This window comes from Arthrobacter sp. 05T423, assembly GCF_056396245.1.
Genome location: NZ_JBFTLC010000007.1, coordinates 121,680 through 141,552 on the forward strand (window position 1 = coordinate 121,680; position 19,873 = coordinate 141,552).

Consider the following 19,873-nt stretch of genomic DNA (forward strand, 5'->3'; position numbering starts at 1 on the left):
CACCGAGCGAGGAGGCTCCCATGTCCATGCAAGTCCACCACGTCGCCCAGTTGGACCGGGACGTGGCCGACGAAGTCACGAAATGGCTGAAGTACTTGAAGGGCCAGGTGACGAGCGTCCAGTTCCTCACCACCACGATCCCCGATCCCAAGGAACCGGAGAAGTGGCGCGTGCAGTACGAGGCTTACATCACCTACCAGCGGTAGTGGTGCTATCCACATAGGGCAGGTGGGGACTGTCGGGAGGCCCGCCGGCTTCCTAGCGTGGTGGGTATGTCACGCCGGACCGCTGGAGCCTCAACCAGCGCTCAGCCGCGGGTTGGCGAGGGCCAGGCCGGCCGTGGACGCGGCTCCATGCAGGATAGGGCAGCAGATGGCCGGGTGGCGCGGCGGTTGGCCGCGACACTCGGACCGCCTGACACGCCCGGCCTTCCCGGCGAGGAAGAGGCAGGTGAAGAAACCGCTCCGCCGCGAGGCGCCACCATGGGGCTGCTGGAGGCCGAAAGGGGCGGCGGCTTCGCCTACGGGAGGCAGACCGGTGCTGCGGACCGTGCGTCGTCCGGAGAAGTGCCCGAGCCGCGGTTCCGCTGGCGTCTTGGCCTCCGTGCCGCCGTACTGGTGGGCGCCCTGTCGCTGGTTGCCGGCGCCATGCTCTGGTGGCAGGTGGCTGCCAACGGGCCGGAAGTCATTCCACTTCGCTCAGTGACACACGATGCGGCGGGAAATCCAGCGGCCAGCGCACCTGGCCCGGAGGGCAACGACGCAGAAGCCAACAACCCGGAAAGCGGCGGCACGGAAAGCGGCGGGCCGGACAGTGACGGCAAAGGCGCTGAGGGGGCGGACACCGGCGGGAAAGACGGCGCAGGGACGAACGGTACCGGGGCGGCGGGAAACGTTGTAGTGCACGTTGCCGGAGCCGTGAAGAAGACCGGCGTGGTCCGGCTCCCGCGCGGAAGCCGGGTGCATCAGGCCATCGCCGCGGCCGGCGGCGCCGCCCAGGAAGCCGACCTGGACCGGCTCAATCTCGCCTCTCTGCTGGAGGACGGCCAGAAGATCTATGTCCCGCGCCGCGGTGAGGCCGGACCGGCTGACACTTCCGGCGCTGACGACCCTGGTGCCGAAGGGTCCAGCGGGACTGCAAGCGGCGGAGCCGGGGGCAAGATAAACCTCAACACTGCCACGGTGGAACAACTCGATGAGCTCCCGAAAGTTGGCCCCGTCCTGGCCCAGCGCATCGTCGACTGGCGGACCCAGCAGGGCCCCTTCAAGTCACCCGAGGAACTGGACGCGGTGGACGGAGTCGGACCCAAAATGCTGGAAACGCTGCTTCCGCTGGTGACCGTCTGAAATGGACGGCAGGAACGGACGTGCGCCCAGCCGATGGCACCGCTATGTGCAAGCGGCCGTGGACTTCCCACGGGCAGACTCCGCGCCACGTAATTCCCACTCCGGGGATTCTGCCCCTCTTGATTCCGTACCCGCACCGTCTCGGTCCCGCTCCGGGCCCGCCAGCGCCCTCGGGCAGAAGATCCGGGCTGACATCCGCCGTCGTCTTTTGCCGGACGGACAGGGCGCTGGCGCAACCGAACAGAACCGCCGCCGTGCCGACCTTCGCCTTGCCCCGGCCGCGCTGCTGGTGTGGGCAGCTACCGTCGCGGGGCCGTGGCTGACTCCGGGCGCACTCCTGGTAGCGTGGGGCGGCCTGGCCGCGTTCGCTGGAGTGCTGCTGGGGCTGGTTTTGCGGAGGAAGAAGTCCGGTGGACGCGGGCGGCGCAGTTTCCTGACCACCCTGACGGCGGCACTCATGCTTGCCGCCGCATCGACGGCGCATTCGGCAGTGTCGTCGGCCCAGCGCCACGACGACCACGTGGCAGGTCTGGTCGCCGGGCACGCGTCAGTAGTAGCGGAAGTCGAGATTACCGTGGCACCGCGTGCACTCAAGACGCCTGGCCCCTCCGGCCGGGCAGAACGCTGGGCTGTGGGGGCGGTGGCCCGTTCATTGACGTCGGGAGGCCAGGTTATGCACGCCCGTGTACCGGTGGTGATCATCGCCGGGCAGGAATGGCAGCACGCCGCTTCCGGCGAGTTGGTCCGGGCAACCGGGAAGCTGCGGCCGCCGGATGCCGGGCAGGTGGAGGCGGCCATTCTGACTGCGTCATCACCACCCGCCCGTCTCGCAGCAGGGCAAGACTGGCAGCAGGCCGCGGCAGCGCTGGGGAAGCGGTTTGCTGCGGCGGCCGCCTGGCTGGCTCCCGATGCCCGCGGCCTTCTCCCCGGCATGGTCACCGGCGACACCGGCGGGCTCAGCGAGGACCTCGAGACGGCGATGAAAACAGTCGGGCTGACGCACCTGACGGCCGTCTCCGGCGCCAACTGCAGCCTGATACTCGGTGCCGTGCTGCTCGCGGCCCGCTCGCTGCGCCTGGCCAGGATTCCGGCCGCTACCGTCGCCCTTACCGCGCTGGGCCTGTTCGTGCTCATGGTGGGTCCGGACGCCAGCGTATTGAGGGCATCGCTGATGGGAGCGGTGGCTGTGGCATCCCTGGCAGGCGGGCGGGCCGGCCGCGGGCTGAGTTTCCTCTGCCTGGCGGTAATTGGCCTGCTGCTCGTGCAGCCCGAACTCGGCGTCAGCTTCGGGTTCCTGCTGTCGGTACTGGCCACGCTGGGGATCATTGTGCTGGGCCGGGGCATCATGGGCTGGTTTCCGCCGAGTGTGCCGCGCTGGGTGGCGGCAGCCGTCGCCGTGCCCCTGTCAGCCCAGGTGCTGTGCGGCCCTGTCATTGTGGTCCTGCAGCCGCAGTTCGCCACCTACTCGCTGCTGGCCAACGTGCTCGTAGCCCCGCTCGTAGCGCCCGTCACCATCCTGGGCACCGCTGCCGTGGCGCTCCTGCCCCTGGTTCCATGGCTGGCGGCGGTACTGATCGGAGTGGCCGGCTTCTTTGCCGGTGCGGTGGCAGCCCTCGCCCGGTTCACCGCCGGTCTGCCGGGCGCGGCACCGCCCTGGCCTGAGGGTGTGTTCGGACTGCTGACCATGATGCTGTTTTCCGCCATGACTATGCTCGCCGTATGGATGGCTGCCCATCCCGGCCGGACCGTCAAGCTGGTCCTTGACGCGCACGCCGGCACCGCCCGGCTCCTTGACCGGCTCCCGGAAGCGCACTTCCGCCGCGGGAGCCGCAGGGACCGTGGGAGACTTAGAGTCTGCAATCTGAACCCCGGGAGGAATCACCAGTGGCCGCTGCCCAGCAACGACCGAAGACGCCGGCAGGCAATTCGGCGACCTGGCGGGACGTAACCCCTGCATCGGTCGTCCTGATTACGGGTCCCGAGGAGTACCTCGGCATGCGGGCGATGGACCGCGTCCGGTCCCAGGTACGGGCGGCTGCGCCTGACGTGGAGGTCAGCAGGCTCACTGCCGGGGCATATGAAGCCGGGGCGCTGGCGATGAATGTCAGTCCTTCATTGTTCGGTGAGAGCAAGCTGATCGAGGTGGATGGCCTCGAAGCGATGAACGACGCTTTCCTGGCCGACGCACTGACCTACCTCAAGCACGTGGAACAGGACGCCGTCCTCGTGCTCCGGCACAGCGGCGGAACCCGTGGCAAGAAACTCCTCGACGCGGTGAAGGCCGGGGGATGGCCGTCTGTTGACTGCCAGCCGCTGAAGAAGGACGCGGAAAAGACGGCCTTTGTCACCGCGGAGTTTAAGGCTGACGGCAGGAGAATCACTCCGGAAGCAGTCCAGTCCCTGGTCAATGCCGTGGGTGCCAACCTGTCCGAGCTCGCGGCCGCGTGCAGCCAGCTCATTGCCGATGCCTCCACCGCCGTTGATGCGGACATGATCGACCGCTATTACGGCGGAAGGGTGGAAGCCACGGCCTTCAAGGTGGCCGACGCTGCCATGGCCGGCAATGGTCCAGTGGCCCTCTCCACCCTGCGGCATGCGCTGGCGACCGGCGCCGATCCCGTGCCGCTGGTGGCGGCTTTGGCAGCTAAGCTGCGGACAGTCGCCAAGGTGGCCGGTGCCAAGGGCTCGTCGGCGCAGATCGCCAAGCAGTTGGGCATGCAGCCGTGGCTGGTGGAGCAGGCGCAGCGGGACGTCCGGAGGTGGACGCCCGAGGGCCTGGCCAGGTCCATCCAGGTCACGGCCGAAGCCGATGCGCAGGTCAAAGGGCTCTCCCGGGATCCGGTCTACGCCGTCGAGCACGCCGTCACGGTGATAGCGGCGGCTGCCCGAGGCCGTTAGCGCCTCGCTGGCTTGTGCGCTTCGGGACTAGCTTGCAGGCCGGGGTCAGCTTGTAGGCTCGGGTCAGCTTGTTTGCTCGGGGTCAGGGGGATGCGGTTGTGGCGGACGACCTGTTGAGCGGTCCGCGCGGGCGCCGCTTCTGCGTGGGCTTTCTCACGGCGACGCAACCGGAAATCCGGACCTTGGCTGCCAGAGCGGCGGAACGTCCCCAGGATCAGGGAGTTGCCAACCAACTGGCCGAGGCGCTCGGCAGTCCGGCAGCCGTATGGGCTGCTGAATCAGCCGGTGGCGAGACGCTGCTGGCTGGCCTCAAGGAGGCGGTCGATACCGCGCGCTACTGGCAGCCTCCTGACGAAACGGACGCCCTCCTCGCACAGCCTGCCATCCGGTTGGCTTTGGGTCCGGTCGCCCATGCCCTGACCAATGCCCTTGCCGCATGGTGGGGTTCGGGGCTCCTGGACCGGGAACACCAGTGTTTCGTGCAGTGGACCGACGAACGACTAGGGCAGCCGCCGGATCCCGGCGGGGAAGCCATAAAGCTGGCCGCTTGGAAAGCCGCGGCCGTGGCGGACGAACGCCAGGCGGCTAAACGGCCGAAGAACCCGGCAGCCAACTGGGGCGGCTGGTGGTGGTCCACGCCAACGCCATCCGGGCTGCTCACAACCACCCGAAGCCTGCCGGGACTCGGCGCCACCAGTCTCCTGCTGGTCGAGGACAGCCTTGGGTGGAAGCAGGCAACCGTCTGGCCACTTGTACTGCGGCCCGAATCCCGCGTGTATGAGATCGATGGCCCGGCGGCGTGGGCGAGACTGGCCGCACGGTACCCAATGGATGTCAGCCTCGCCAAACGCCACGACTGGTGGCGGACCACAGGGATCGCCGGTCCCTGGCTGGTTCCGGACTGGCTCGCCGTCGCTGCCGACTACGACGGCGTCCACCTCACCCTGTTGGGATACCTCATGACTGCCGGACGCGCCCTCGCCGCCGGGCCGTCCACTGCCGGACCGTCCGCAGCAGTGCTTGAGCGGACAGTCCTGGCGGGCTGGAATCCCGATGAGACCTATTGGCTCAACGGCCTCCTCACGCCGGGCGCCGCCCCCTCGGACTGGCGCAGTGACGGATCCGGTCGGTGGTCAGGACAGGGTTGATCAAGACAGAAGTGATCAAAACAGAAGTGATCAAAACAGGAGTGATCAACGCAGAAGGGTCCAGACAGGGCGGTCAGCCCCAACAGCCCGGGCTGCGGCCCGTGGGCCGGAAGTCTGGGCCCGCCGTCGGAAGTACGGAGACCGCCGTCGGTTTTCCGGCCACCGGAACTTAAAAAGAGCCGCCGGAACTTAAAAGAGAAGTGGCCGGCACCAATGGTGCCGGCCACAAGCATCAGTTCAGTTGAACTGGAAAACCTTAGAGTGCGTTGACCTTCTTGGAGATCGCCGACTTGCGGTTTGCAGCGTTGTTCTTGTGCAGAACACCCTTGCTGACAGCCTTGTCCAGCTTACGGCTGGCAGAAACGAGCGCAGTAGAAGCAGCGTCCTTGTCGGAGGACTCAACGGCAGTGTTGACGGCGCGGATGGCCGTCTTCAGCTCGGACTTGACTGCGTTGTTGCGCAGGCGAGCCTTCTCGTTGGTGAGGATGCGCTTCTTCTGGGACTTGATATTTGCCACGTGTGAACTCTCTTTGTAATGCGGAAATGGTCTAGAGGGCTTTCAAGCTGGCCTTGACTGAGCGGCGTGGGGATACCTATGGCGGCCAGCCATCAGTGACCGTCGACCTGCACGGACACACAGCTATGAATATTAGCAGGTCCGGGCGGTCCGTGGCCATTCAGGGCATGGGCGGCGCGCCGCCGTCACTTCCAGCCGTGCAGCCGCCGCAACTCGTCTGCCACCAGCCTAAACTTCTTCCGCTCAAGGACCGCCCCCTCGCGCCGGATGTCGGCCGGATGGATCTGGAGGACGCGGTCCAGCTTGGCCTCGCTGGGACGGCCCTGCCTGTCCCACGGGCCGGTGCCTATATCCACGTAGTCGAGGTGGCCCCGGGGGTGGCCGTCATGGTCCTTGCTGGTGAGCATCAAGCCCAGCAGATACCTCCCATGGTTTCCGACCAGCAGCACCGGCCGGTCCTTGCCGCGGGTATGGTCCTCTTCGAAGGGAACCCAGGTCCACACGATCTCGCCCGGGTCTGGCCGGCCGTCCGGGGAGGGGGAGTACCGCAGGGTTGCCGTGCCGGTGAAGTCGCCAGGGTACGTCCCTGTTAAGCCGCCCGGAAGCTGGCGTGTGATCCCGGACCTGCCCCGGGCCGACGCCGGAGCAGGGGCCGCCGGCTTCCGTAGCACGCCGAGGCGGCGGAGCGAAGCGCGGACGGCGGCGCCGATGGTGGAGAAGTTCAAGGCCATGCGGGCCACCATACCGCCGGGGCCCGCAGCTGCCGGGCCTGCGGGCTGTGCCGCCCGCGCAAAATGTACTGCCAGCGCCCGGGACGTGGGAGACTAGAGGTTCACATATGCGGCAGGCAGCAGGATGGCCAGATTTCAGCCTGAGCAACGCCGCTGAAATGCCAACAGTAAGGACCCTGCGTGTCTCCCATGGCCCGCACCGCCCCGGTGCCCGCCGCGACAGATCCGGCCATCATTCGGAATTTCTGCATCATCGCGCACATTGACCACGGTAAGTCCACCTTGGCCGATCGCATGCTGCAGTTCACCGGCGTCGTGCAGTCCCGCGACATGAAGGCCCAGTATCTGGACCGCATGGATATCGAGCGAGAGCGCGGCATCACCATCAAGTCCCAGGCTGTCCGCATGCCCTGGGAACTGGGCGGTGTGAACTACGCGCTGAACATGATCGACACGCCGGGCCACGTGGACTTCACCTACGAGGTGTCCCGTTCCCTAGCCGCTTGCGAAGGCGCCGTTCTGCTGGTTGACGCCGCGCAGGGCATCGAGGCCCAGACGCTGGCCAACCTGTATCTGGCGATGGAAAACGACCTCACCATCATCCCGGTCCTGAACAAGATCGATCTGCCGGCCGCGCAACCGGAGAAGTACGCGGCCGAACTTGCCAGCCTCATCGGCGGCGATCCCGAAGACGTGCTCCTGGTCTCCGGCAAGACGGGCGTGGGCGTCGAGGCGCTGCTGGACAAAATCGTGCGTGACCTGCCTGCACCTGTCGGCGACCCGGAAGCACCTGCCCGGGCGATGATCTTCGACTCCGTCTACGACACCTACCGCGGCGTGGTCACCTATGTCCGCGTGGTGGATGGCATGCTCCACCCGCGCGAGCGCATCCAGATGATGTCCACCAAAGCCAGCCATGAGCTCCTGGAAATCGGCGTCAGTTCCCCGGAGCCCACGCCCTCCAAGGGCCTTGGCGTCGGCGAGGTGGGCTACCTCATCACCGGCGTGAAGGACGTGCGCCAGTCGAAGGTGGGCGACACCGTCACCAACCTCGCCAAGCCCGCCTCGGAATCGCTGAGCGGCTACGCAGACCCCAAGCCAATGGTGTTCTCCGGCCTGTACCCCCTCGACGGCACCGATTACCCGGTGCTGCGCGACGCCCTGGACAAGCTCAAGCTGAACGACGCGGCCCTGATCTACGAACCGGAAACCTCCGCCGCCCTCGGCTTCGGCTTCCGCGTGGGCTTCCTCGGCCTCCTGCACCTGGAGATCGTCCGTGAACGCCTCGAACGCGAATTCAACCTGGATCTGATCTCCACCGCACCGAACGTGGTCTACGAGGTCACGCTCGAGGACAAGAACGTGGTCACCGTGACGAACCCCAGCGAGTTCCCCTCCGGAAAGATCAACGAGGTCCGCGAACCCATGGTGGCCGCCACCATCCTGGCCCCCAACGAGTTCGTCGGCGCCATCATGGAGCTCTGCCAGGGCCGTCGCGGCATCATGCGCGGCATGGACTACCTGTCCGAGGACCGGGTGGAGCTGCGGTACTGGATGCCCCTGGCTGAAATCGTCTTCGACTTCTTCGACCTGCTCAAGTCCAAGACGCGCGGCTACGCTTCGCTGGACTGGAAGGCCGACGGCGAACAGGTCGCCGACCTGGTCAAGGTGGACATCCTGCTTCAAGGCGAACAGGTGGATGCCTTCAGCGCCATCACCCACAAGGACAAGGCCTACGCCTACGGCGTGATGATGACCGGCAAGCTGCGCGAACTCATCCCGCGGCAGCAGTTCGAGGTACCCATCCAGGCAGCCATCGGGTCCCGGATCATCGCCCGAGAGTCCATCCGCGCCATCCGCAAGGACGTTCTGGCCAAGTGCTACGGCGGTGACATCTCCCGTAAGCGCAAATTGCTGGAAAAGCAGAAGGAAGGCAAGAAGCGCATGAAGATGGTGGGACGTGTCGAAGTGCCGCAGGAAGCCTTTATCGCTGCCCTGACCACCGACGAATCCAAGGACAAGGCCAAGAAGTAGTGATGACCGTGGCCGAAACCTCCGGAGGCCGCACACATGCCTAGCGTTCTTCCCCTCGGTGACCCCGCGCCGCCGGACGGCCTGCTGCCGCAGCAGGCCGCGGAGGGTGCAGCCAGCCGGGCCTTCGGGCTCTACGTGCACATCCCGTTCTGCGCGGTGCGCTGCGGTTACTGCGACTTCAACACGTACACCGCAACCGAGCTCGGCGGCGGCGCGTCCCAGGACGCGTACGCCTCCACTGCCATCTCTGAAGTGGACTTTGCCGCGCGGGTCCTGGAGCGCTCGGGCCTGCCTGCCCGCAAGCTGAGCACCGTATTTTTCGGTGGCGGCACACCGACGCTCCTGCCTGCCGAGGACCTGGCCAGAATCCTCCGTGCCGCCATCGACACCTGGGGGATCGAACCCGGCGCCGAGGTGACCACGGAAGCCAATCCGGATTCCGTCACGCCGGAGTCCCTGCAGCTGCTTGCGGACGCGGGCTTCACGCGGGTTTCCTTCGGCATGCAATCCGCCGTGCCCCATGTCCTGAAGGTGCTTGACCGGACCCACACGCCGAGCCGTGTCCCGTTCGTGGTGCAGTGGGCGCGCGACGCCGGACTCGCCGTCAGCCTGGACCTCATCTACGGAACACCTGGGGAGTCAATGGAGGATTGGCGCTTCTCGCTCGAGACCGCACTGTCGTACAAGCCGGACCACATCAGCGCCTACGCGCTGATCGTGGAGGACGGCACCAAGCTCGCCGCCCAGATGCGCCGTGGCGAAGTTCCGGGAATCGACGACGACGACCACGCCGACAAGTACGAACTCGCGGACCAGTTGATCACCGACGCCGGCCTGCACTGGTACGAGGTCAGCAACTGGTCCGCAACGCCTGGGCAGGCGTGCCGCCACAACCTCGCCTACTGGCGCGGTGACGACTGGTGGGGGATCGGACCCGGCGCCCATTCGCACGTGGGCGGGGTTCGCTGGTGGAACGTCAAGCACCCCACCGCCTATGCCGGCCGGCTCGGCTCAGGCGTCTCCCCGGCGGCCGGTCGAGAAACCCTTGACGACGAAACCCGCGGCGTCGAAAAAGTTATGCTGGAAGCCCGTCTTTCCGCAGGGCTGGGAACCGCTGCCCTTGCGCCATCCGGAAGGAAGGCCGTGGCCGGGCTGATTGCCGACGGCCTCGTGGTGCCGGAGGAGGCCTTCAAGGGCCGCCTGGTCCTCACGCTGAAGGGCCGCCTGCTGGCCGACGCCGTGGTCCGCCGGATCCTGCCGGACTAGCCGGTACAACAGACAAAGCAACGCGGGGTCACCTCTAGCCCAATATCCCTAGCGGATTGGGCTGGAAGTACCCTTCCCACCCGCACCCTAACCTCGCAAGCTCGGCCAGGGACCCTGCGGGTGTGGGCCCCCGTTGCTTGTGGCTACTTGATCCAGCGGAGGTTGTACGGGTAGCGGTGCGGCTGGCCCTTGTTGACGTGGACGCCGGCAGAAACCGCGAAGCAGGTCAGCGCAATCCAGATGAGCGTGGCCAGGACGGCGAACAGGTTCCCGACGACGGGCAGCAGCACCAGCAGGTTCGCCACGAAGGCCGCAATCGTCGGCGGCAGGGTGAAGTTGAGGGCTTCCTTGGACTCCTGCGCGGTGAAGGGGCCGCGGTCGCGGAAGATGAGGTAGATCAGCAGCGCCGGAACGCAGCCGAGGATGCCGCCGAAGTGCGCCAGGGTGGCCCACTGCCGGTCCTCGCTGGCGGTCAGCGGAAGCGCGTTGGCCGGAACCCCATGGTACTGGGGCAGGTCCTGGCCGGACTGTGTGTCCCTGCGGTCGCGAGCGTCTTCTGCCACGGTGTCTTCCTTAAGCTTGCGTTGGTGCGGTAATGCATTGGTGCGGTGCCGGGGCCGCGGTGCGGTGGCGCCGTACCAAGGATACCGGGCCGTCGGGGCAATCGCGGGCTCAACGCTGAATCCGGGGGCCGTAGCTATGGAACTGTTAGGAAATCGATGACCTCTTCGACCCTGCCCAGCAGGGCGGGCTCAAGGTCGGCGTATGTCCGCACGGCGCCTAGGAGTTTCTGCCAGCCGAGGCCAACGTCCTCCTTGGTCGCGTGCGGCCAACCGAAGGAGGTGAGGATGCCGGTTTTCCAATCCGTGCCGCGCGGCACCACCGGCCACGCCGGAATGCCCAGCACCGACGGCCGGATCGCCTGCCACACATCCACATAGGGGTGGCCGACGATCAGCACGTTTCCGGCGGCGCCGGGGGAGGCCATCACGGCGTCGGCGATCCTGGACTCCTTGGAATCGGGGACCAGATGGTCCACCAGAACTCCCAGCCTGCGGCCGGGACCTGGGCGGAAGGCGGCCACCGCCCCCGCCAGGTCATCAATGCCATGCAGGGGTTCGACGACGATGCCCTCCACCCGGAGGTCGTCGCCCCAGACTTTTTCCACCAGCTCGGCATCATGCTTGCCTTCAACCCAGATCCGGCTGGCCTTGGCCACCTGGGCGCGCTGTCCTTCCACCCGCACCGAACCCGACGCCGTCCGTGCGGAGATGCCCTGCCCTGCGGGCTTGGCCTTGGGGGCCGGAGGCATCAGGCGGATCGGCTGCCCCTCCAAGAGGAACCCGAAGCCAAGCTTGAAGGACCGGGATTTTCCGCGGCGGTCTTCGAGCGCCACCACGTGCATGCCGCCGGACTTCTCCACCCGGGTCACTGCGCCCACCCAGCCGGACTGGACGTCCTCGAGCACCATGCCGCGCTCCACCGGAACCTCGGGAAGGCTGTTCTTGGCGGGCGCTGCCATATCCTGCGGGCCCCAGGTCTGGTACTGCATTCGTTCACCGCTCTGCACTAGGAAGGAGCCGCTCCGGCTGCGGGCTTGCCGCCGGGGGACAGGCGCCCGGAATTCCGCCCGGAGCGGTATCAATGCTAACAACGCGGCGTCTCATATTAGACTTGTTAGCACTTAGGCACGTCGAGTGCTAACCACAGCGTTGACGGGCAGGATTAATGTCCGGAGCGGTTACGGCCAAAAGGAGGTGGACTGTGAGCGAACCACGAAAGCTTGAGGTGCTGCGCGCCATCGTGGAGGACTATGTCCATTCCCGCGAGCCTGTCGGCTCCAAGGCCCTGGTGGAACGGCATCATCTGGGTGTTTCCAGTGCCACCATCCGCAACGACATGGCGGCACTGGAGGATGAGGGCCTCATCACGGCCCCGCACACGAGTGCCGGCCGGATTCCCACGGACAAGGGCTACCGCCTGTTCGTCGACCAGATCTCGGCGGTCAAGCCGCTTTCCCCGGCGGAGAAACGCGCCATCCAGACCCTGCTCGAGGGGTCCGAGGACCTGGACGACGTCCTTGACCGGACGGCCCGGCTCCTGTCCCAGCTGACCAACCAGGTCGCCGTCGTGCAGTACCCGCACCTGAGCCGGGCAGTTGTCCGGCACATCGAATTTGTGCTGCTGGCGCCGCGGAAGGTGCTGATCGTGCTGATCGCAGACTCCGGCAAGGTTGACCAGCGCGTCGTCGACGCCGGGCAGGACCTGTCAGACGACACGCTCGGCGCCCTGCGCACCCGGTTCCTGACCGGTGTGGCCGGAACTCCGGTGGCCATCCTGCCCCGGCACCTGTCCGCCGTCGTGGCCGGCTGTACGCCGGCCGAGCGGCCTGCGGCAGTGGCCCTCGGCAAGGGGCTGGAAGGCCTGGCCCACAACAGCCGGGAAGACCGCATGGTCCTGGCCGGAACGGCCAACCTGGCGCGGTCCAACGTGGACTTCCCGCTCAGCATCGGACCAGTCCTTGAGGCCCTCGAGGAACAGGTGGTGATGCTGCGGCTCCTGAGCGACATGGCACAGGACCCGCGCGGCGTGGCGGTCAGCATCGGCCGCGAAAACCCCTACGACGGACTGGCCGAGGCGTCGGTGGTGGCCACCGGGTACGGTCCCGACGCCACCGCCAAGGTAGGCATCCTCGGCCCCACCCGGATGGACTATCCCACCACCATGGCCGCCGTACGAGCGGTGGCCCGCTACCTTTCGAGGATTCTGGGCCCATGACCGCACGCCCCGGACATCCCCTGACAACAGGCAATACAACCAGGAAGAGATACGAACTTTGAGTAGCCACTACGACGTTCTTGGAGTCTCCCCCGAAGCCACCGGCGAGGAGATCAAAAAGGCCTACCGCAAGCTGGCCCGCTCGCTTCACCCGGACGTCAACCCCGGGGACGACGCCGCCGAACGGTTCAAGGCCGTCACCCACGCCTACGAGGTGCTGTCTGATCCGCAGAAGCGCAGGGTCTACGACACCACCGGCAACGAGAACGGCACCGACAACGGCTTCGGCGGCGGCGGCTACGCCGGCCAGGGCTTCGCGTTCCAGGACATCTTTGACACCTTCTTCGGCGCCGGCGGCACCTCCGGGCCCGCGTCCCGTGTCCGCCGCGGCCAGGACGCGCTCATCAGCGTCCGGATCGACCTGCGCGATGCGGTCTTCGGCGTCAACAAGAAGCTGGAAGTGGACACGGCCGTCACCTGCCCCACCTGTGAAGGGTCCTGCTGCCGCGAGGGCAGCCACCCGGAGCGCTGCGACATCTGCGGCGGCAGCGGCCAGGTGCAGCGCGCAGTACGTTCCATCCTCGGCCAGGTCATGACCGCAGCCCCCTGCGGGTCATGCGAAGGCTTCGGCACGGTCATCAAGGACCCCTGCAACGAATGCAGCGGCCAGGGCCGGATCCGCAGCCGCCGCTCCCTCACCATCAAGGTTCCGGCGGGCGTGGCCACCGGAACCCGGATCCAGCTCTCCGGACAGGGCGAAGCCGGCCCCGCGGGCGGCCCGTCCGGCGACCTCTACGTGGAAATCCGGGTCAACAACGACTCCACCTACGTCCGCGAGGGCGACGACCTCCACGCCACCCTGAACATCCCCATGACCGCTGCCGCCCTTGGCACGGAACTGGGCCTGGAGACCTTCGACGGCAAGCAGGACATCGACGTCAAGGCGGGCACCCAGTCCGGCGAGATCATCACCCTGCGCGGCCTCGGCGTCACGCACCTTCGGGGCTACGGCCGCGGTGACCTCAAGGTCCACCTGCAGGTGGAGACCCCGTCCAAGCTGGACCCCGCGCAGGAGGACCTGCTGCGCCAGCTGGCCAAGCTCCGCGGCGAGCAGTTCTCCGAGGGCAAGCTCGCGGCCAGCGGCGGCGTCTTCGCAAAGCTGCGGGACCGCTTCGGTAACCTGTAGCGGTGAGCAACCCCGTATTCTTCACCCCGGCCGGGGTGCTGGACAGCACGGTTCCCGGTTCGCTGTTCGTCCTCGACGGCGCCGAGGCCCGGCATGCGGTCACGGTCAAGCGCCTTGCGGTGGGGGAGCAGGTGGACATTGCCGACGGCGCCGGCAGGCGCATCACGGGAACCGTGACGGAGGCCGCCCCCGCCGAACTGACGGTCGAATGCACCTCCGTCAGCGTTGAGCAGCGGCCGGACGTCCGCCTGGTGCTCGTGCAGGCCCTCGCCAAGGGCGACCGCGATGAACTGGCGGTCGAGACCGCCACCGAGCTGGGCATCGACGCGGTGATCCCGTGGCAGTCGGAACGCTCCATCGTCAGATGGAAGGGTGACCGTGCGGCGAAGGCCCACGGCAAATGGCAGTCCGCCGTGACGGCGGCGGCCAAGCAGGCCCGCCGCGCCTGGATCCCCGTGGTGCGTCCCGCCGTCGACACCCAGTCGCTGGCCAAGGAAGTTGCGGAAGCCGGTCTGGCCGTGATCCTGCACGAGGACGCGGTGACGCCGCTGCGGAGAGTCCTGGGCAAGTGGGCCGAGGAGCGCCAAGAGGTGGCGGGCCCCAGCGAGGTCCTGCTCATCGTTGGTCCCGAAGGGGGAATCAGCCCCCGCGAGGTCACGAGGCTGTGCAGCGCCGGGGCCGTTACGGCACTGTTGGGACCGCACGTCCTGCGGTCATCGACGGCGGGACCGGCCGGCGTCGTTGTTGCCAGCGACGTCCTGGGCCGCTGGTAGCCTCAGCCAGCTAAAGGTGCCCGGCGGGAACCGCTAGCGGACGGAGAACCCGCGCGAGTCGACGTTCAGTTCGTCGTCGGGTCTGCCCGGATCGATCTGGGAGACGCGCACCTCGTAGTTGCCGGGCGCGAGGTTGACGGTGATGCCGAAGACTCCGGAGGCGGCGGGATCAGCGGCGGCCTTGGCTTCCCCGGTCAGGTAGCTCTCCTTGTCGCCGTTGTCCTGGACCTTCAGGATCCGCCAGTGGAGTTTGCCGTTCGGAACGGTGCTTCGTCCGGAGATCTTGACCCGCCCGTCCCCGACCTCGGTGCCCTCCTGCGGATCGATGATCCACACCGGGGCCACCATTCCTGCACTGCGGGATGTGGGGGCGCCGAGCTTGACGTGCTTGAAGGCCAGGTAGTCGGTGTGCCCATCCACCAGGATCACCACCTCAATTTGCTGGCCGGCGTCAATCAGCCCGGAGCTGGCCCCGGCGGCTGTCGCGGTGTACACCAGCTGCTGGATGGCGCGCTGGGCCATGTCGGCGTCGAGGTTGCTGTTGAAGGCATCCGCGGATACGTCCACGGTAATGACATTGGTGCCCGAAATCGACGTCGCCAGGTTCTTGGGGTTCTGCCACGGTGTGAAGAAGTCCGGATCCAGCGGCGTCTCCGACATCATGGCCCGCAGGGCGCGCGTGATCGGGTTCTCATCGTCGGGAACGTCGCGGAACTCGCGGTACAGAAAAACGTTGCTGTTGCTCCGCCCGATCCAGTAGATAGGCGCCTTGTTCGAGGACTGCGTGGTTTCCAACGGCGCGCTGGTGGTGGGGACGCCGTCAGCGCCGGCCGCCCGGCGTGAGGAGGAGGTGGGCGAGTTGGCAGAGGTCACCGCGGGATCGGGATCGGCAACGCACCCCGACAGCAGCAGGGCAGCCGGAAGCAGCGCGGAGAGCATCACGGAGCGCATCCGCGGTACTTTCCGGCCCGGAGTTCCTGGCTGACTGATGCTTGCGGTCCCTTCGAATGAGCAGTTTCTGGCGGGCACGCCGGACCGTAGCCGGCGAGCTCCTTTTCCAGCATTACACGAGACTTTGGCGCGCCGGGCGCCTTTCGCCGCACGCGGCCGAACTGCAACGGGAACGATATGAGGCCGATACAAAGTTGATACCTAATGGCGGGAACGCGTTACAGAAATGCGGTCTGCCTGCCCTTCCTGCACGGCGGGCGAGGGCGTGCGCTGGCGTAAGATGTAAAGACACAAACGAGTTATATTCCGAACTGGAGGGAACCGAAGGCCCGCGGGCCGTCACCATGACTGAATCAGCAAACGGAAAGCGCCGCCTCAACACGGGGGACCGCACCACCGGTGAATTCCCCCATACTCTCCCCGGTGTCCGGACGGAGGTGGTCATCTTCGATAACTCTGATCAGATGGTGCAGTCGCTGGGCAGCCACGACGAAGCCCTCCGCTTTATCGAGGACCAGTTCCCGGCCGTCAGCTTCCATGTCCGGGGCAATGAGCTCTCCATTAACGGACCCGCGGCAGATGTGCCGCGGATCATGCGCCTGCTCCACGAGGTCAGGGGGCTCGTAGCCCGTGGCACCGTGATTACACCGGCGGTCCTCCAGCAGCTGGTTTTGCTGCTACGCAGCCAGTCGCTGCAGAACCCGGTGGAGGTGCTGACCCACGACATCCTGTCCAGCCGCGGCAAGACCATCCGCCCCAAGACGCTGAACCAGAAGAACTATGTTGACGCCATTGACGCCAACACGGTGATCTTCGGCATCGGCCCGGCCGGCACCGGCAAGACCTACCTGGCGGTGGCCAAGGCGGTGCAGGCGCTGCAGCAGAAGGAAGTCAGCCGGATCATCCTCACCCGCCCCGCCGTCGAAGCGGGCGAGCGGCTCGGGTTCCTCCCTGGCACGCTCAGCGACAAGATCGACCCGTACCTGCGGCCGCTCTACGACGCGCTCCACGACATGATGGACCCGGAGTCCATTCCCCGGCTGATGGCGGCCGGAACCATCGAGGTCGCGCCGCTGGCCTATATGAGGGGCCGGACGCTGAACGACGCCTTCATCATCCTGGATGAGGCGCAGAACACCACGCCGGAACAGATGAAGATGTTCCTGACCCGCCTCGGCTTCGGTTCCAAGATGGTGGTCACCGGCGACGTCACGCAGGTGGACCTTCCGTTCGGGACCCGCTCGGGCCTGCGTATCGTCGAGGAGATACTCAGCGGCATCGACGACGTCAGCTTCTCCGTTCTGGACGCCGCAGACGTCGTCCGCCACCGGCTGGTGGGGGACATTGTCAACGCCTACAGCATTTGGGATGAAGCACAACGCAACCGGGTCAAGCATTCCGTTCCCCGGGAACGACGGGAGAGCACGCATGAGCATCGAAGTTAACAACGAATCGGGCATCCAGGTGGACGAGGCCCGGCTGGTGGCGCTGTCCCGGTTCATCTTCGAGCAGCTGTACATCCACCCGCAGGCGGAACTGTCCATCCTGCTGGTGGACGAGCCGGCCATGGAAAAGCTTCACATCGAGCTCATGGATGAGCCGGGAGCCACCGACGTGCTCTCCGTGCCGATGGACGAACTGACCCCCGGAACCCCGGACAAGCCCACGCCCCAGGGCATGCTGGGCGACATCGCGATCTGCCCCCAGGTGGCCGAGGTCCAGGCCCGCAATGCCGGTCACTCCACGCAGGACGAGATGCTGCTGCTGACCACCCACGGAATCCTCCACCTGCTCGGCTACGACCACGCAGAACCCGAGGAGAAGGAAGAAATGTTCGGCCTGCAGCGCGAGCTGCTGACGGCATTCACCGGCAAAGAAGCACCGGCCGAGACCACCCAGTGACCTCCCTGCTCCTTGTCTGCATGGCGCTGGCGTTTCTCGGTGCCGCAGCGCTGCTGACTGCTGCCGAGGCGGCGTTCAGCTTCCTTCCGCGCCACGACGCCGAGCAGGCAGTCCAGGGGAGCCAGGGCAACGCACTGCGGAGGATCCTCGACCAGCCGATGACGCACATGCGCGCCCTGCGCTTCTGGCGGATCTGGTTCGAATCGGCATCTGCCGTGGCCGTGGCGGTGCTCCTTTACAGCGTCCTGGGCAACGTCTGGCTGGCCGGCCTGGCGGCCACAGGCATCATGGCGGTGCTGGGCTTTGTGCTTGTGGGTGTGTCGCCGCGCCAGCTGGGCCGTTCCCATCCGGCTGCCGTAGTGCACTATTCGGCGTCGCTGGTCCGGTTCCTGGCGTGGATACTCGGCCCGATCCCCGCCTGGCTGGTCCGGCTGGGCAGCGCCGTGGCACCGGGCTCGCCCAACGGTGACGACTCCTACTTCAGTGAGGAGGAGTTCCGCGAACTGGTGGACCGGGCCACTGAATCAGACATGATCGAGGACAATGAGGCCGAACTCATCCAGTCCGTCTTCGAGTTCGGCGACACCCTGGTCCGCGCCGTGATGGTCCCGCGCACGGACATCCTGACCATCGACGCCGGCTCGAGCCTGCACAGTGCGATGTCACTGTTCCTGCGGTCGGGTTATTCCAGGATCCCGGTCATCGGCGAAAACACCGACCAGATCCTGGGCATCATCTACCTCAAGGATGTGGCCGCCGCGATTCACGGCATGGACCCGGAATCCGAGCCGCCCGTGGTGGACGAGCTGGCCCGCGGCGTCCGCTACGTGCCGGATTCCAAGCCGGTGAGCGACCTCCTGCGGGAACTCCAGAAGGAGTCCACCCATGTGGCCATCGTGATCGACGAATACGGCGGGACCGCAGGGCTGGTGACGCTCGAGGACCTGATCGAGGAGCTCGTCGGCGAAATCGTCGATGAATACGATTCCGAGAGCGCCGCCGTCGTCGATCTGGGCGACGGAACGTTCCGGGTCAGCGCCCGGATGGGCATCGACGACCTCGGCGAACTGTTCGGCATCGAACTGGACGACGACGAGGTGGACACCGTGGGCGGCCTGCTCGCCAAGGCCCTGGGCCGGGTTCCGATCGTCGGCAGTGCCGTGGACGTCGACGGCGTATCGCTGCGGGCCGAGCGGCTGGAGGGCCGCCGTAACCGCGTCAGTCACATCATCGCGGCCGCCGCGCCGACAGGCGCCGTTCCAAACAATACTGACCTTGAAGAACTTTTCGACGAGGCCGAATCAATGCAACAGGGAGTTCCACGTGAGCAAGCAGAATAAGGCCGACGGCGGCGAACCGTTCGGCGGGTACCATGCCGGATTCTCGGTGCTGGTGGGCCGGCCCAACGCCGGCAAATCCACCCTCACCAACGCTCTGGTGGGCAAGAAGGTGGCCATCACGTCCGCCAAGCCGCAGACCACGCGGCACACGATCCGCGGGATCGTCCACCGCGAGGATGCCCAGCTGATCCTCGTGGACACCCCGGGCCTGCACCGGCCACGCACGCTGCTGGGCAAGCGCCTGAACGACCTCGTTGCCGACACCCTCTCGGAAGTGGACGCCATCGGGTTCTGCCTGCCCGCCAACGAAAAGATCGGCCCAGGTGACAAGTTCATCGCGGCCCAGCTTGCCGCCGTGGGCCGCAAGCCGGTGATCGCCATCGTCACCAAGGCCGACCTGGTTGACCGGCAGGCGCTGACGGAGCAGCTGCTGGCCGTTGCCGAGCTCGGCAGGGAAGTACTGGGCGAGGAAGGCTGGAAGGACATCGTTCCGGTCTCGGCCGCTGACGGATTCCAGGTGGGCACGGTGGCGGACATTCTGATCAGCCACATGCCGCCGTCGCCGCCGCTCTATCCGGACGGCGAGCTGACCGATGAGCCCGAGGCCGTGATGGTGGCCGAACTCATCCGGGAAGCGGCGCTGGAGGGCGTCCGCGACGAGCTGCCGCACTCACTGGCCGTAGTGGTTGAGGAGATCGTTCCGCGCGAGGGCCGGACCGAGGACAACCCGCTTCTCGACGTCCGCGTCAACCTCTACGTGGAGCGCCCGTCGCAGAAGGCGATCATCATCGGCAAGGGCGGAAGCCGCCTGCGGGAAGTCGGCACCAACGCCCGGAAGGGCATCGAGGCGCTCCTGGGCACCCGGATCTACCTTGACCTCCACGTCAAGGTGGCCAAGGACTGGCAGCGCGACCCAAAGCAGCTGGTGAAGCTAGGGTTCTGACCCGCTCACGCCAGCCCGCCGGGCCGCGAACGGCCTGATTTGCGGGGTTTTCCCAGAAAC

At 66.7% G+C, this 19,873-nt stretch carries 19 protein-coding genes; 14 read left to right on the top strand and 5 right to left on the bottom strand.

The window, feature by feature from the left end; genetic code table 11:
• Positions 1 to 20 precede the first annotated feature (20 nt).
• The 5 genes from AC1DFE_RS08220 (at position 21) to AC1DFE_RS08240 (ending at position 5,392) form a co-directional block, all read left to right on the top strand.
• Complete coding sequence (locus AC1DFE_RS08220; protein ID WP_307103089.1) at positions 21 to 206, top strand: hypothetical protein; 186 nt, start codon at positions 21 to 23, stop codon at positions 204 to 206.
• A 186-nt stretch (positions 207 to 392) separates the two neighbouring features.
• On the top strand, positions 393 to 1,346 hold the full coding sequence (locus tag AC1DFE_RS08225; protein ID WP_476905404.1) for a ComEA family DNA-binding protein: 954 nt from the start codon (positions 393 to 395) through the stop codon (positions 1,344 to 1,346).
• Positions 1,347 to 1,404: 58 nt separating this feature from the next.
• Positions 1,405 to 3,294: a ComEC/Rec2 family competence protein gene (locus AC1DFE_RS08230; RefSeq protein ID WP_476905405.1), complete on the top strand. Its 1,890-nt coding sequence runs from the start codon at positions 1,405 to 1,407 to the stop codon at positions 3,292 to 3,294.
• Positions 3,231 to 4,244 (top strand): DNA polymerase III subunit delta, encoded by a 1,014-nt coding sequence (gene holA, locus AC1DFE_RS08235; protein ID WP_476905406.1) that lies wholly within the window; start codon positions 3,231 to 3,233, stop codon positions 4,242 to 4,244. The genes AC1DFE_RS08230 and holA overlap by 64 nt, the downstream gene beginning before the upstream one ends.
• 182 nt (positions 4,245 to 4,426) lie before the next feature.
• A complete protein-coding gene (locus tag AC1DFE_RS08240; protein ID WP_476905407.1) occupies positions 4,427 to 5,392 on the top strand; it encodes a hypothetical protein in 966 nt (321 codons plus the stop codon).
• A gap of 256 nt (positions 5,393 to 5,648) precedes the next feature.
• Here AC1DFE_RS08240 and rpsT read toward each other — a convergent pair whose 3' ends face one another.
• Positions 5,649 to 5,909: a 30S ribosomal protein S20 gene (gene rpsT, locus AC1DFE_RS08245; protein ID WP_214856828.1), complete on the bottom strand. Its 261-nt coding sequence runs from the start codon at positions 5,907 to 5,909 to the stop codon at positions 5,649 to 5,651.
• A gap of 185 nt (positions 5,910 to 6,094) precedes the next feature.
• Positions 6,095 to 6,640: a type II toxin-antitoxin system PemK/MazF family toxin gene (locus AC1DFE_RS08250; protein WP_476905408.1), complete on the bottom strand. Its 546-nt coding sequence runs from the start codon at positions 6,638 to 6,640 to the stop codon at positions 6,095 to 6,097.
• 180 nt (positions 6,641 to 6,820) lie between these two features.
• On the opposite strand from AC1DFE_RS08250, the gene lepA reads away from it, so the two are divergent.
• Positions 6,821 to 8,674 carry a translation elongation factor 4 gene (gene lepA, locus AC1DFE_RS08255; protein ID WP_476905409.1) on the top strand — a complete coding sequence of 618 codons (1,854 nt, stop codon included), beginning with the start codon at positions 6,821 to 6,823 and terminating at the stop codon, positions 8,672 to 8,674.
• Positions 8,675 to 8,710: 36 nt separating this feature from the next.
• The gene (hemW, locus tag AC1DFE_RS08260) at positions 8,711 to 9,940 is read left to right on the top strand and encodes a radical SAM family heme chaperone HemW (protein ID WP_476905410.1); all 1,230 of its coding nucleotides are present in this window, start codon (positions 8,711 to 8,713) and stop codon (positions 9,938 to 9,940) included.
• A 143-nt stretch (positions 9,941 to 10,083) separates the two neighbouring features.
• On the opposite strand, the gene AC1DFE_RS08265 is transcribed toward hemW, so the two are convergent.
• Together AC1DFE_RS08265 and AC1DFE_RS08270 are read right to left on the bottom strand one after the other, a co-directional pair.
• Entirely contained in the window at positions 10,084 to 10,503 is a 420-nt protein-coding gene (locus AC1DFE_RS08265; RefSeq protein ID WP_476905411.1) for a DUF4870 domain-containing protein, read from the bottom strand.
• Positions 10,504 to 10,637: 134 nt separating this feature from the next.
• Positions 10,638 to 11,492 (bottom strand): DUF3097 domain-containing protein, encoded by an 855-nt coding sequence (locus AC1DFE_RS08270; protein ID WP_476905412.1) that lies wholly within the window; start codon positions 11,490 to 11,492, stop codon positions 10,638 to 10,640.
• Positions 11,493 to 11,704: 212 nt separating this feature from the next.
• Here AC1DFE_RS08270 and hrcA point away from each other — a divergent pair, with 212 nt between their 5' ends.
• Genes hrcA through AC1DFE_RS08285 form a run of 3 tightly spaced genes read left to right on the top strand, consistent with a single transcriptional unit; the run spans position 11,705 to position 14,677 of the window.
• The gene (gene hrcA, locus AC1DFE_RS08275) at positions 11,705 to 12,718 is read left to right on the top strand and encodes a heat-inducible transcriptional repressor HrcA (RefSeq protein WP_476905413.1); all 1,014 of its coding nucleotides are present in this window, start codon (positions 11,705 to 11,707) and stop codon (positions 12,716 to 12,718) included.
• A gap of 58 nt (positions 12,719 to 12,776) precedes the next feature.
• Positions 12,777 to 13,904, top strand: coding sequence for a molecular chaperone DnaJ (gene dnaJ / locus AC1DFE_RS08280; RefSeq protein WP_476905414.1), 1,128 nt, complete (start codon positions 12,777 to 12,779; stop codon positions 13,902 to 13,904).
• 2 nt (positions 13,905 to 13,906) lie between these two features.
• Positions 13,907 to 14,677, top strand: a complete 771-nt coding sequence (locus AC1DFE_RS08285; protein WP_476905415.1) for a 16S rRNA (uracil(1498)-N(3))-methyltransferase — start codon at positions 13,907 to 13,909, stop codon at positions 14,675 to 14,677.
• Positions 14,678 to 14,710: 33 nt separating this feature from the next.
• Here the strand turns inward: AC1DFE_RS08285 and AC1DFE_RS08290 are convergent, their stop codons facing one another.
• Positions 14,711 to 15,628, bottom strand: coding sequence for a GerMN domain-containing protein (locus AC1DFE_RS08290; RefSeq protein ID WP_476905416.1), 918 nt, complete (start codon positions 15,626 to 15,628; stop codon positions 14,711 to 14,713).
• Positions 15,629 to 15,972: 344 nt separating this feature from the next.
• Here AC1DFE_RS08290 and AC1DFE_RS08295 point away from each other — a divergent pair, with 344 nt between their 5' ends.
• From AC1DFE_RS08295 to era, 4 genes are read left to right on the top strand one after another with little or no spacing between them, the layout of a single operon-like run.
• Complete coding sequence (locus tag AC1DFE_RS08295; protein ID WP_476905417.1) at positions 15,973 to 17,073, top strand: PhoH family protein; 1,101 nt, start codon at positions 15,973 to 15,975, stop codon at positions 17,071 to 17,073.
• A complete protein-coding gene (gene ybeY / locus AC1DFE_RS08300; RefSeq protein WP_476905418.1) occupies positions 17,057 to 17,530 on the top strand; it encodes an rRNA maturation RNase YbeY in 474 nt (157 codons plus the stop codon). Before AC1DFE_RS08295 ends, ybeY begins: the two co-directional genes overlap by 17 nt.
• Entirely contained in the window at positions 17,527 to 18,870 is a 1,344-nt protein-coding gene (locus tag AC1DFE_RS08305; protein WP_476905419.1) for a hemolysin family protein, read from the top strand. The genes ybeY and AC1DFE_RS08305 overlap by 4 nt, the downstream gene beginning before the upstream one ends.
• A complete protein-coding gene (era, locus tag AC1DFE_RS08310) occupies positions 18,854 to 19,813 on the top strand; it encodes a GTPase Era (protein WP_476905420.1) in 960 nt (319 codons plus the stop codon). The genes AC1DFE_RS08305 and era overlap by 17 nt, the downstream gene beginning before the upstream one ends.
• The last annotated feature ends 60 nt before the right edge of the window (positions 19,814 to 19,873 follow it).